At 61.9% G+C, this 12079-nt stretch carries 10 protein-coding genes and 2 pseudogenes; 5 read left to right on the plus strand and 7 right to left on the minus strand.

Annotated features, from left to right (window positions below):
* The first annotated feature begins 137 nt into the window (after positions 1-137).
* The 3 genes and pseudogenes from serB to QYQ99_RS01715 all read left to right on the plus strand — a co-directional run bounded on the left by serB (position 138) and on the right by QYQ99_RS01715 (position 2390).
* Positions 138-851: a phosphoserine phosphatase SerB gene (serB, locus tag QYQ99_RS01705; protein WP_302091145.1), complete on the plus strand. Its 714-nt coding sequence runs from the start codon at positions 138-140 to the stop codon at positions 849-851.
* Positions 852-994: 143 nt separating this feature from the next.
* Positions 995-1552: pseudogene (locus QYQ99_RS01710) on the plus strand (NADPH-dependent FMN reductase).
* A 316-nt stretch (positions 1553-1868) separates the two neighbouring features.
* Positions 1869-2390 (plus strand): ABC transporter substrate-binding protein, encoded by a 522-nt coding sequence (locus QYQ99_RS01715; protein ID WP_302091146.1) that lies wholly within the window; start codon positions 1869-1871, stop codon positions 2388-2390.
* Positions 2391-2725: 335 nt separating this feature from the next.
* Here the strand turns inward: QYQ99_RS01715 and QYQ99_RS01720 are convergent, their stop codons facing one another.
* From QYQ99_RS01720 to QYQ99_RS01745, 6 genes and pseudogenes are all read right to left on the minus strand, one after another.
* Positions 2726-3070: a DUF3325 domain-containing protein gene (locus QYQ99_RS01720; protein ID WP_302091147.1), complete on the minus strand. Its 345-nt coding sequence runs from the start codon at positions 3068-3070 to the stop codon at positions 2726-2728.
* Positions 3067-3684, minus strand: a pseudogene (locus QYQ99_RS01725) (PepSY domain-containing protein); the annotation flags it as partial. The pseudogene QYQ99_RS01725 and the gene QYQ99_RS01720, both read right to left, overlap by 4 nt.
* 33 nt (positions 3685-3717) lie before the next feature.
* Positions 3718-4008 (minus strand): DUF3649 domain-containing protein, encoded by a 291-nt coding sequence (locus tag QYQ99_RS01730; RefSeq protein WP_302091148.1) that lies wholly within the window; start codon positions 4006-4008, stop codon positions 3718-3720.
* A 288-nt stretch (positions 4009-4296) separates the two neighbouring features.
* Complete coding sequence (locus QYQ99_RS01735) at positions 4297-6738, minus strand: TonB-dependent siderophore receptor (RefSeq protein WP_302091149.1); 2442 nt, start codon at positions 6736-6738, stop codon at positions 4297-4299.
* Between the two features lie 109 nt (positions 6739-6847).
* Complete coding sequence (locus QYQ99_RS01740) at positions 6848-7801, minus strand: FecR domain-containing protein (protein ID WP_302091150.1); 954 nt, start codon at positions 7799-7801, stop codon at positions 6848-6850.
* A gap of 5 nt (positions 7802-7806) precedes the next feature.
* Positions 7807-8313 carry a sigma-70 family RNA polymerase sigma factor gene (locus QYQ99_RS01745; RefSeq protein ID WP_302091151.1) on the minus strand — a complete coding sequence of 169 codons (507 nt, stop codon included), beginning with the start codon at positions 8311-8313 and terminating at the stop codon, positions 7807-7809.
* 397 nt (positions 8314-8710) lie between these two features.
* Here QYQ99_RS01745 and QYQ99_RS01750 point away from each other — a divergent pair, with 397 nt between their 5' ends.
* Complete coding sequence (locus QYQ99_RS01750; RefSeq protein WP_302091152.1) at positions 8711-10540, plus strand: sensor domain-containing diguanylate cyclase; 1830 nt, start codon at positions 8711-8713, stop codon at positions 10538-10540.
* Positions 10541-10750: 210 nt separating this feature from the next.
* On the opposite strand, the gene QYQ99_RS01755 is transcribed toward QYQ99_RS01750, so the two are convergent.
* Complete coding sequence (locus tag QYQ99_RS01755) at positions 10751-10990, minus strand: DUF3820 family protein (protein WP_012838051.1); 240 nt, start codon at positions 10988-10990, stop codon at positions 10751-10753.
* 167 nt (positions 10991-11157) lie between these two features.
* Between QYQ99_RS01755 and QYQ99_RS01760 the strand changes: the two genes are divergently transcribed.
* Complete coding sequence (locus QYQ99_RS01760) at positions 11158-11943, plus strand: MetQ/NlpA family ABC transporter substrate-binding protein (protein ID WP_302091153.1); 786 nt, start codon at positions 11158-11160, stop codon at positions 11941-11943.
* Positions 11944-12079: the final 136 nt, after the last annotated feature.

Below are 12079 nucleotides of genomic sequence, written 5' to 3' on the forward strand. Positions count from 1 at the left end.
CAGGGATGCAGACTCCCGGGTGAATGGCCAGCCGAAGCCCGCCACAACAGCGGATAATGGCGGCCACCTTGAGGAATGGCGCGGGCCCGATCTCCGCCATTCCCCTTTCTGCTACCCCCTCATTCGCACGACTCGCAATGACCGACGCCACCGAATTTGCTCCCGGCCTGATGATCCGCGGCTTTACCGCCCCCCAGAAGCTGGCGGACTACAAGCTCATCGCCTTTGATATGGACTCGACGCTGATCACCATCGAGTGCATCGACGAGATCGCCGACGCCACGGGTAAGAAAGCCGAAGTGGCGGCGATCACCGAAGCCACCATGCGCGGCGAGATCACCGACTTCAAAGACAGCCTGCGCCAGCGCGTAGGCAAGCTGGTCGGAGTGACCGAGGCCGACATGGCCCGCGTTCTGGCCGAACGCCTGAAACTCTCGCCGGGCGCTGAAACCCTGGTCAAGGCCGCCAAGGCCGCCGGCCTGAAGGTGCTGCTGGTCTCCGGCGGCTTTACCTACTTTGCCGAGCATGTGCGCGGCCTGTTGAATATCGACTTTGTGCGTGCCAATGTGCTGGAGATCAAGGACGGTGCACTAACCGGCGGTCTGGTCGAGCAGGCCTGGGGCGATATCTGCGACGGCGCGGAAAAGCGCCGCACCTTGCTGGAAGTGGCTTCGCTGATCGGCATCGATGCCAGCCAGTGCATTGCCGTGGGCGATGGCAGCAACGACATTCCCATGATGCAGGCGGCCGGTCTGTCTGTGGCCTTCCACGCCAAGCCGCGCGTGCGCAACGAGGCCAAGGTCGCCATCAACGAAGGCGGCCTGGATCGCCTGCTGGAAGTGCTCAAATAGGCGGCGACAAGCACCCGCCCCATCAGCCGCGGCCCTGTCATCCAGGGTCAGCGGCTTTTTTGTGCCCGTTGCGGCGCGGCAAATCCCGGCAGCTTTGCTACAGATGCCATGCATCTCCCTCAACCCAGTCGAAAGGTCAGCGCATGAGCCAACTCAGAATCGCCGTCATCGTGGGCAGCCTCAGCAAGCAGTCCATCAACCGCCAGCTCGGCCAGGGCCTGGCCGCACTCATGCAGGACAAGGCCGATTTCGAATTCATCGATATCAGCCGCCTGCCGGTCTACAACCGCGACTTCGACAACACCCCCGATTTCAAGCCCTTCGACGACCTCAAGCCCCTGATTCGCGGCTGCAACGGCGTTCTGTTCGTGACGCCCGAATACAACCGCTCCATCCCCGCATCGCTCAAGAACGTGCTCGATGGCCTGAGCCGTCCCTATGGCCAATCCGTCTGGGCAGGACTGCCGGCCGCCGTGATCGGCAGCTAGCCTGGCGCGGCCGCCACGGCCATGGCCCAGCAGCACCTGCGCAATGTGCTGGTGTCGCTGGACATGCCCACCCTGCCCCAGCCCGAAGGCTTTGTGCGCTGGTCCGACACGCTGCTGGACGCCGACGGCAAGATCGGCCAGGGCAGCCATGACTTCCTCGTCAAGTACATGACACGCTTTCTCGACTGGGTGCAACTGCACCAGAAGCGCTAAACCAATCTTCCTCTGGCTCGATAGCATGCCCCGCTCACGCTCCAAGCGCTGCAGGGCACTTCAAGTGCTATTTCCCTGCATTGAAGACTAGTGGAACTTTTGCGCATGCAGACTGTTCCTACAATAGCGTGCGGCCTCATACATCACACAACATCCGGCCGCTCAGGGTCTGAGCCCTGTTCTTTTACGGACAGTTTCAGCTCAGCACCTTGAAAATCCACCCATTGACTTTAAATACCATAGCAAGCAAGCCTGATGCGACAAGCGTCACAAGGCATGCTGGTTGTCTGCACCCTTGAAAAGCAGGCGGCCATCTATGACAACCATGACTGGAAACCATTTCGTGAAGACTTCGTACCGTGCTGCTGCCTCCGTGATCGCTATCGCCATCGCATCGCTGACTGTGCCTTCCCTGGCTCAGGCCAAGCGCATGGGCAGCAGCAAGTCCGTTCGCCCTGCCAGCATCGGCAGCAAGGCGCCCGCTCAGCCCGCACCCGTGGCTCCTGCCGCCGCCGCGCCCAAGGCTGCGGCACCTGCCACACCCGCAGCCCCCGCCACTGCGGCAGCTCCTGCGGCCGCTCCCGCAGCTGCAGCGGCTCCTGCCGCTCGTGGCTCCGGCATGATGGGCACCATGGCCGGCGCAGCTGTCGGCGCCGTGGCCGGCACCATGGCTGGCAGCGCCATTGCCGGCGCCATGGGTGGCGGCGACAAGGAAGCCGAAGCCAAGAAGGCCAAGGAAGAAGAGGCCAAGAAGGCTGAAGCGGAAGCCGCCGCTCTGCAAAAGAAGCTGGACGAAGCCAAGGCCAAGGCGGAAGCCGCACGCGCAGCTGCCAAGTAATCATCGGCCCGTAACCGGGCGTCAAAACAGGCTGTGCAGGAATTCAGATCTTCCGGCTGCTTCAAAAAAGGGATGCGATTCGCATCCCTTTTTTTCACCCATTTGTGCATTCCTTCGGGTGTTTCCAGCCACCGCCGGTTGCCTGGTCCGGCACATTCCTGGCAACAGACAATGTCCGAACGCAAACCATATAAGACATGCCCAGGCCTGTGAACCAATGAGGCTGGAGCCGCGACCCCTGCCGATTACGCGAAGCTCAACAAGACACCGAAAGACAAGCACGCATCAAGCGCCAACCGCTTGGCACCTGGCAATGATGCGCCGCCAGATCCTTGTCACACGCTCCAGACCCAGGCCAGAGCCGTCGCAGCAAGAATGCAGCAAGCGGCCGCGGCCCAACGGGCTGCGGCACTGATCAGGGCGACGGCGAGTAGCGCTCCTATCGACAGCCAGCCCAGCCAGGCCACGACTCCCACGGACAAGCCCCAGGCACGCAGACAGGGCATGATGGCCACCGCCAACAGCAATGCTCCCGCGCAGCGCAACAGCCGCGATCGAGCCCGGGAAATCTCCATGGCTCCCGTCAGCTGTTCATGATGACGCTCCATGGCAAAAGCCAGTGTCACCATGTCGGCAAAGGCCGGCGCAAAAGCCAGCATTGAAGCTTGCAGGGCATTCATGCTCCCATCTCCATCTTGACTGCAGGAGCACGCCGTGCTGCATCGCAGCCGCGGCACCTCAGGTAGCGCCAGGCCCAGGCGGCAGGCAATCCCAGCGCCATGGCGCACAGCTCCACTCCCGCGCGCTCCCAATCGCCGCGAGCGATCTGGACCGGCAGGCTGTCACCGACCGTGATCCAGTTCAGCAGCGGCAGCAGCAGGCACAGAACGGCCAGCAGGCCCAGTTGCTCCTGCCATGCAACGACGGGCGCACGCACCAGGGCATGCAGCAGCGCCAGGCTCCAAAGCCCGAAGAACACCGTCAGCTCCCAACTCGCTCTATGGGACAGCCCGACGGGAACCAGGCGGTTGGCCCACAGATAGCCGATGCAGCCCAGGCTCAGACCGACGATGGCCGCGACATTGAGTCCTTCGACGAGCCGGTACACGCGCGCCGTGGCGCTACCGAGCTCGCCAGCCTGCCTGCCCAGATGCTTGCCGCGACGCTTGACCATGAACAGGATGGCCCCGGTTGCCATCATGGCGCTGCCGGCCAGCCCGCAGAGGAAATACAGCCACTTGAGCGGCTGCCCGCCGAACTCCACCTGGTGCAGACTGCCCATCACCGCCCTGGCCTGCTCCGCCCGCATTTTTACGCTCGGCCATGCTCAAGCTCCTCCAGCCAGCCAGGCCGAGGCGCCCGCCAGCATGACGGTGGGCAGCAGCAGACCCAGCCAGACGCGGCTGGGCGACACCGGCGAGAAGGCCCAGATCACGGCCAGCACATACACGGCGAAACTCCACAGCATGCCCGCCAGCACCGACTCGGCACGCGGTGCGAACAGGACCGTCGCCAGGAATACGGCCAGGGCGCTGGCCAGCAGATAGCCGCCCAGAACAGCGGCCAGCAGCCGGGATAGGACGCTGCTGCCCGCGAAGCTCAGAAAGAAGGGGGTCATGACATAAGGACAGAGAGATAGATGCCCTGGACAACCCGGGGCGAAGGAGGCCGCACGGCCCTGCCCCTATGTATGACAAACGAAAACCCAAAAAGAGTCATCCGCCCTGCGCCATGGCACAGGCCGGCTCCAGCGGCAGGGCCTGCAGCGGCGCAGGCTTGCCGGCGCCAGGCCAGCACAGAGCCTTGGCTGAACCATGGCAGTGCCAGCAGAGATCGCCAGCCTGGAGCGCCGCTGCACTCAGGCCGACTGCACCGGTGGCCTCCAGGGCAGGTGTGCTGCCTGCACTCAGAAGTCGTAGCGCATGCCCACGTTCACGCTGCGCGGCGCCCCCCAGGTGTAGTACAGGCCACCCAGGTTGCTGACACCGGCAAAGTATTTCTTGTCCAGCAGATTGTTCACATTCAGGCTCAGCGACAGATGCTTGTCGACTTGATAGCGGGCCATCAGATCCAGCACGGCATAGGACTGCTGCGCCAGGGTGTTGTGGCTGTCGCTGGTCGAGGTCTTGCTTTGCCAGCGAGTGGCCGCTCCCAATGTCAGGCCTCGCAGCGATCCACCCTCGAAGCGGTACGTGCTGCCGAGCTTGAGCTGGTACCTGGGATACAGGCTGGAGCTGGTCAGCGAGCTGTTTTGCTGCACCAGACTGCCCTGCACCTGCCAGCCGCGCGCCAGCTCACCCGACAGCTCCAGCTCCCAGCCGCGCCGCGTGGCGCCGCTGACGGCACGGTAGGCCATATCGCCGCCGGGGGTGAAACCACCGGATTCCTGGGCCGAGTTGTCGGTCTTCATCCAGAAGTGAGCGATGCTGGCGTTGAGCCGCTTGTCCAGGAACTCGCCCTTGGCACCGACTTCAAAGGTCTTGCCTTGCTCGGGATCCAGGGTACGTCCCTGCTCATCCTGGGCGCTTTGCGGCTTGAAGATGGTGGCGTAGCTACCGTACAGGGAGACCTGGGGATGCACCTCGTAGACCAGGCCGGCATAGGGCGTGGTGACGGTTTCGCGCATATCGTAATTCCACCAGGTGGGCGTCACATCATTCTGGCGGTACTGCGTCACACGCATGCCGGCTATCAGCTGCAGCGGATCTGCCAGGCGAAAGCGCCCTGCAGTGTAGGCATAGCGCTGGCGCTGGTTGAAAACATGGCGGTCATAGTTCCAGTTGCGGAAATCGGGCTGCGCCAGCGCGCTACCGCCCTGGGCATAGCTCAGGCCCAAATTGGCCAGGGAAGCACTCTTCGAGCTGCCGTAGAGCAGGCCACTGTGGTAGCGCGACATGCCCACGCCGGCCAACAACTCGTGCGTGCGGCCCAGCAGTGTGAAAGGGCCTTTGACATCGAGATTGACCGACCAGTTGCGGTTTTCCACGTCCTGCCACGGCAGATAGGCAGCGGTGGTGCTGTTCCAGAGATAGCCCAGTGTCATGTCGTCCATCTTCACCCTCTGATGGAAGAACTTCAGGCTTGCCGTCCAGTCATGGGCCAGACGCTGCTCCACGCTGCCGAACAGCTCGGTGCTTTCCTGTTCATAGCCCGACCAGGGCGCACCGTTGTTGAACGAGCGCGGCATCAGCCCCACTTCGGCACCCGCTGCGGTGTAGCGCTGGATGGGTCGGGTCGTGCCGAAGCCACGTGCCTCGCGCTGACGCAGCGTGATGCCCAGGTTCAGCAAGGTATCGGGGGTGAGGTCGGCCTCCAGCGTGCCGAACAGCATTTTGCTGTTGCTCTTTTCGTTGTCGCGAAAGCTGCCAGCATCCGTCATGGAAGCCACCACGCGGCCACGCAGCGTCCCCGCCTCGTTGAGCGAGCCGCTTATATCGGCCTGCGCACGGTAGGTATCCCAGCTGCCGGCATTGGCTCGCACGCTGGCCTGGAACTCGCGCATGGGACGCTTGCGGATCAGATTGACGGTGGCGCCATAGCCGCCCTTGCCGACAACCAGTCCCGACGAGCCTTTGAGCACTTCGACACGGTCCATCTCCGCCATATCGTCCAACGCATACATGGTGCTGGTGACAAAGTACCAGCCATTGCTGAGCTGGGACATGCCGTCGACCTGCAAATTCACCTCCGAGCCGCGGGCCTGGAAGTCCGTCGCGTTGTTCTGCCGATAGACGGCAATGCCCGGTGTCTGCTCCAGCACATCGACCAGCGTCTCCAGCTTGAAGTCATCCATGCGCTGGCGTGTCATCACGCTCACCGACTGCGGCGTCTCGCGTAGAGTCAGGCCCAGGCCCGTGGCTGTGCGGCTGGGTCCCGTCTGGGTATAGCTGCCCGTGCCTTCCGTGGTGCCGCTGCGCTCGGCCTGGGCCGTGACACGCACCTCAGACAGTGTGCTGCCCTCTTCACTCGAGACGGGCGCCACGGCCTGCCTTTGCAGGGTATAGCTGCCGCCGGAGCGTGACACCAGCTCCAGCCCGCTGCCAGCCAGCAGGCGCTGCAGTGCCTCGCGCGGCGTATAGCTGCCGGAAAGCACCGGGCTTTGCCGACCTTGTGTGAGCGCAGGATCGAACGACAGTGCCATGCCGGCCGTAGCCGCAACCTCGGACAGCACCCGGCCCAGCGGGCCTGCTTCTATCCGGTAGGCCTGAGCTTTCCCGGCTGCAGGCGGCTCGGCAGCCTGCACGGAGGTCGCCGCCAGCGCCCAGCCCAGCAAGGCAAGCTGCGCGGCGCGCGCAACGGGGCTGAATACAGGATTCGATAGGGAACGGGAGGCCATGAAAGCAGGCATGAAAGACAGTCCTTTGGAAGCAAAAATGAGTGGTTCACCTTGCTTGCCAAACAACTTTCCAGAAAGTCTCACCTTCGTGCAATTTTTAGAGGATGCCTTGTTAGTGAGCTCAGCGGGCCGCCACCGTGACCCAGTAACCCTGCCAGCGCCGATGCACCGTCACGGCATAGGTTTCGACCAGCATGGCCAAGGCACGATCGGTATCGGCCAAGGGATACGCGCCCGACACTTTGATGGACACCGCCTCCGGGGCACACTGCAGCAGACCAGGCCGGTAACGCGACAACTGGGCGCAGACTTCTGCCATGGGCATGGCATCCGCCACCAACATGCCGTGCACCCAGGCCAGTTGCTGCGGCCCTGCCGTCTGCAGCCCCCCTGCTCCCAGTGCAGTCAACCTCGCCCATTTGCCCGCGGGCACCACCAGCGCGGGCCGGGAGGCTACGCTCAATGTGACTTCGACCGCGCCCTGGGTCACGGCCAGATCCACGAATTTTCCTTCGTTGTTCTGCTGCACCGAAAAGCGTGTGCCCAGCGCCCTCAGACGCCCCATGGCCGTCGCCACCAGCAACGGCCGGTCCACGCCACTGGGATCGGCGGCAGTTTCCAGCAGGATCGAGCCCCGGTGCAGATGTATCAGGCGCTGATGAGCATCAAACCGGATGTCGACGGCCGTTCCTGTATCCAGCAGCAAACGGCTGCCATCGGCCAATGTCACGAGGCGCTGCTCGCCCGTGACAGTACGCAGATCGGCTGCCCATCCCTGCTGCTGTGCCACACGCCAGCTCATCCAGCCACCGGGCACGGCGGCCAGCAAAACAGCCAACTTGGCCACTGCGGCCCGTCGGCTGCGGCGCTGCGATCGGCCCAGCGCCGGCATGGCCAGCGCCGGCGGCAACCCTCCCAGCTTGTCCATCAGCCGCTCGGCCCGCATCCAGGCGCCTTCATGGGCGGGACTGGCCTGGCGCCAACGCTCTAGGGCGACTCGTTCGGCAGCCGTCAGGCCTTCATCGTTCAGACGGACCAGCCAGTCCGCAGCTTCGTCCAGCAAACGTGCATCCATTGCAGTCATTCCATCAGCGCCAGACACTGCCTGAAAGCCTGGGCCATGTAGCGCTTGACGCTGGTCAGCGACACGCCCAGCTGCAAGGCGATATCGTCGTACTTCATGTCCTCCAGCTGTGAAAGCAAAAAAGTGCGCCGTACCAGCTGCGGCAAGGCATCAAGCATGGCATCTATCTCATGCAGAGCCTCCAGCACCAGGGCCCGGTGCTCAGGCGACGGCGCTTCAAGTTCGGGCAACAGGGCCAGAGCCTCCAGATAGGCACGCTCCAGCGCCTGCCGCCGGCACCAGTTGACCAGTACTCCTTTGGCCACCGTGGTCAGATAAGCGCGCGGCGACTCTATGCGCGGCGGCTCACGCACGCCCAGGATACGGACAAAAGTGTCTTGCGTCAGATCTGCTGCATCAAAGGCATTGCCGACCTTTCGGCGCAACCAGCCCTGCAACCAGCCGTGATGATCTGTGTAAAGCGCGGCGACTTCACGATGGGAGGCTGTTTCGACAACGGGCATGGTGCAACGGGGAATAAATCTCAAACAGACATCAAATGATATCAATTCTCATTTCAGTTTTGTTCAATGCCGTCACTATTTCCGTATATGTTTCAGCTCCATCCTCTGCCGGGCCGCATCACCTTGCGCCTGCGACAAGCGTGGAGGAAGGGCTCGGCCCTGCACAATCACTCACAAGCAATACGTCCATGCCTGGAGCTCCACTTCTGACCATTCGCGCACGCGGCATGCCCTCTCGGGCGCCTGCTCGCAGCAACCGCCCAACACCTGTTGGATGATTGCAAGACTATTGCGCTGTTGAGCTCTGCGATGCTCTACTCAGCAGGTAATTGATATAAATGTCCAGAGCCGAGCCGTTTCCGATCCAGGTTGGTATTCAAGGACCTCAAGAATCAAGATGACAAGCTTTCGCTCTCACAAGCTTTTGCATCGCATCGTGCTTGGCAACCTGCTGGTAGCGGCCTTGCTGTGCTTTGCCACGTGGCTGGGCGTGCATGCCAATTACCGCGCGGACATGGACCTGGGAGTAGCCGTCACCAGGCATCAGGCGCGCAGCCTGAGTTTGGAACTGGCTGCTGAGGTGCGACTCGTTGACAACGCTCTGTCATCGATTGCCAGTCGTTACCGCGCGCGCAGCCTTGACGGCCTTGCCGCTGCCGACTTTGCCTTGTACGAAATGCTCCAGGAGCAGCGTGCCCTGATTCCTTTTGTCACCGCCCTGCGCATCACAGACAGTGCAGGCGAGGTACTCATCACTCCCAGCGAAATTGATGTGCCGTTTTCAGTGGCGGAACGCGCCTATTTCGCTCAAGCCCGCGAAACAGACCGAATGGTGGTGTCTGAGCCGTTGATCAGCCACTCCTTCGGAAAATGGTCTATCGTGCTGGCAAGGCGGCTTCAGGCCGAGGGCGGCCAATTCCAGGGCATCATCTATGCCATTGTCGCGGCCGAGCATTTTCACCAGCTATTCCAGCGCCAGTCGTTCGGCACGAGCAGCGCCATGGCATTGCGCACCGATCAGGCACTGCTGGTAGCGCGCTATCCGGCTGCAAGCCAGGACGCCGACGCAGGTATCGGCAAGGCCGCCGTCTCGTCTGAATATCACCAGGCCATCACCCGCAACAGCGAGGAAGGCTGGTACATCACACCGACCCTGATCGATGGCGTGGAGCGCATCACGGCCTACCATCGGTTGCCTGGATATCCTCTGACGGTGTTTACCGGGCTGGGTACGGAAGCCTATATGGCCATGTGGCGTGCCTCAGCTTGGCGTGCATGGGGTCTCGCCGGCTTGTGCATCGCCCTGATCGCTCTGGGTTCGGTGGCACTGTACCGGCTGCAGCAGCGTGAGCGCCGCATCCGCAAAGAGCAGGAGCTGGTCATCGACAATGACCTGATCGGCATGGCTCGCCTGCGTGAGCGCAAGATCGTCTGGACCAACCCCGCCATGCGCCGTCTGCTCAAGCAGCCAGCAGCTGCACTGCAGGGCGCATCCACGCGCATGCTTTACCCGGACGAAGCCTCCTACAGGCGTATCGGCGAAAAAGCCTATGCCTCCTTGCTGGCTCGGGGCAAATTTCACGCGCAGTTCCAGGTGCAAAATGCCGAGGGCAAGCTCTTGTGGGTGGATGCATCCGGCACACTGCTGAATGCCGAAGAGTCGCTATGGATTCTGGTGGACATCGACGCCCTCAAGCGAGGTGAACAAGCCGCCAACCACCTTGCCAACCACGACGCTCTGACGGGTCTGGCGAACCGCCGCGCACTTGAGGAAACGCTGAACCAGGAGCTGGCCGATGGCCAGATGCTTGCCGTGTGCTTCATGGATCTGGATGGTTTCAAACAGGTCAACGACACCCAGGGTCACGACGCAGGCGACGAGGTCTTACGTGTGGTAGCTGCACGACTGACGGCCCAGGCTCGTGCCGGCGACTGCGTTGCCCGCCTGGGCGGCGATGAATTCGTGGTGCTGCTATCCGGCTTGCGAACTTCCGGTGAGGCCATGTCTGTCATGAAGCGCTGCATGGAAGCCGTGCGTCAGCCCATTGCGCTAAATGGTGGAGTGATGGTGCAAGTCGGCAGCAGCATCGGTATCTCCATCAGCACCGCAGGTAGTTCCTCGGCCAACCTGATGCAGAGCGCGGACGAAGCCATGTACTCAGCCAAGCATGCAGGCAAGGGACGCATTGTTCAGCATTCGGACCTGTCGCAAGACTCCGAGGCGTGAGAGCGCCCCCCGCGACCAGCTCCATCCATATATGTCCAGAGCCGGGAATTGACAACGCCTTAGGAGCCAAAGCAGGGCATTTTGGAGACCCACGGCCCGGCCGCAGTCAGCCGAGCCCAAAGGCCAGCTACCTGCGTCCGACCCAGGGCGAACGGCCAGGGCTTGTGCAGGCCCGCCTTCCGCATATTCATCGAGCCGCCTCTCTGCGGCCTATTCCTGTGCTCTTGGCGGCAGCCCTGCAGCCTTGCGAATGGGCTCCAGCAAACCGCTGAGTCCGTTGTGATCAAGCTCCTGCATCAAAGCCAGCAACTGACCGATCTCGCCTTTGGGAAAGCCCTCGCGGGCAAACCAGTTGAGGTAGTTACCGGGCAGATCGGCAATCAAACGGCCTTTGTACTTGCCATAAGGCATAGGCACGCGCACCAGGCGCTCCAGCATTTCGGGATTCATGGCAGTCAATCGGAAGGAAATTTTGTATAAAAAACGACGCTCTTATAACCAAATAAGAAAAATGTCCTGCAGACGTTGGTACACCGCACTAGACTATGCACCTTAGTTCACTGCGGTCCAGACGAGGCCCGGAATTTATTGCAACTTGCTGAAGAAGGTCAGAACCAATGTTGAAGAAAGCTCTCTCTGCTATCGCTATTGCCACTCTGGCGCTGTCGGCCCAAGCTGCTGACGTGCTCAAGGTAGGTGCCACGGCCGTTCCTCACGCCGAAATCCTCAATCACATCAAGCCAGCACTGAAGGCTCAGGGCATTGATCTGGAAATCAAGGAGTTCAGCGACTACGTGCAGCCCAACGCCGCCGTGGAAGACAAGCAACTGGATGCCAACTTCTTCCAGCACCAGCCCTATCTGGACAGCTACAACAAGGACCGCAAGACCTCGCTGGTGGCCGTCCCCAACGGCAAGGTTCATGTGGAGCCCTTCGGTGCCTACTCCAGCAAGATCAAGAACATCAAGGATCTGAAGAATGGCGCTACCGTGGCCATTCCCAACGACCCCTCCAACGGCGGCCGAGCACTGATTCTGCTGGTCAAGCATGGCCTGATCGAGCTCAAGGATCCCAAGAGCCTGACCCCTACTGCTCTGGACATCGTCAAGAACCCCAAGAAGCTGAAGTTCAAGGAACTGGAAGCGCCTTTGCTGCCCCGCGCCTTGGCTGATGTCGACCTGGCTCTGATCAACACCAACTACGCAATCGAAGCCAAGCTCAACCCCACTAAAGATGCCCTGTTCATCGAAGGTGCCGATTCGCCCTACACCAATATCGTGGTGGCTCGCAAGGATCGCGCCAACGGCGCCGACATTGCCAAGCTGATGAGCGCTCTGCACTCTGCAGACACCAAGAAGTTCATCCAGGAAAAGTACAAGGGCGCCGTGGTTCCTGCGTTCTGATTCGCAAAAGCCTTATAAGCGTTGGCGCACCCCTCCTCGACAGGGGGTGACGACCGCGCTGCGAAGGATGAGACGGGCACAGGCTCCTGCTGTGGTCCCGGGGCCGGACAGAACCGGCCGCCGACTACACTTGACG

This window comes from Comamonas testosteroni, assembly GCF_030505195.1.
In the GTDB taxonomy this organism is placed as follows: domain Bacteria; phylum Pseudomonadota; class Gammaproteobacteria; order Burkholderiales; family Burkholderiaceae_C; genus Comamonas; species Comamonas testosteroni_G.

Excerpts from the sequence above, each read along its gene's own strand:
- serB (WP_302091145.1), top strand. The coding sequence starts at position 138 with ATGACCGACGCCACCGAATTTGCTCCCGGCCTGATGATCCGCGGCTTT.
- QYQ99_RS01745 (WP_302091151.1), bottom strand. The coding sequence starts at position 8,313 with ATGCCCGTTGTCGAAACAGCCTCCCATCGTGAAGTCGCCGCGCTTTAC.
- QYQ99_RS01740 (WP_302091150.1), bottom strand. The coding sequence starts at position 7,801 with ATGGATGCACGTTTGCTGGACGAAGCTGCGGACTGGCTGGTCCGTCTG.
- QYQ99_RS01760 (WP_302091153.1), top strand. The coding sequence starts at position 11,158 with ATGTTGAAGAAAGCTCTCTCTGCTATCGCTATTGCCACTCTGGCGCTG.
- QYQ99_RS01750 (WP_302091152.1), top strand. The coding sequence starts at position 8,711 with ATGACAAGCTTTCGCTCTCACAAGCTTTTGCATCGCATCGTGCTTGGC.
- QYQ99_RS01735 (WP_302091149.1), bottom strand. The coding sequence starts at position 6,738 with ATGCCTGCTTTCATGGCCTCCCGTTCCCTATCGAATCCTGTATTCAGC.
- QYQ99_RS01720 (WP_302091147.1), bottom strand. The coding sequence starts at position 3,070 with ATGAATGCCCTGCAAGCTTCAATGCTGGCTTTTGCGCCGGCCTTTGCC.
- QYQ99_RS01730 (WP_302091148.1), bottom strand. The coding sequence starts at position 4,008 with ATGACCCCCTTCTTTCTGAGCTTCGCGGGCAGCAGCGTCCTATCCCGG.
- QYQ99_RS01755 (WP_012838051.1), bottom strand. The coding sequence starts at position 10,990 with ATGAATCCCGAAATGCTGGAGCGCCTGGTGCGCGTGCCTATGCCTTAT.
- QYQ99_RS01715 (WP_302091146.1), top strand. The coding sequence starts at position 1,869 with ATGACAACCATGACTGGAAACCATTTCGTGAAGACTTCGTACCGTGCT.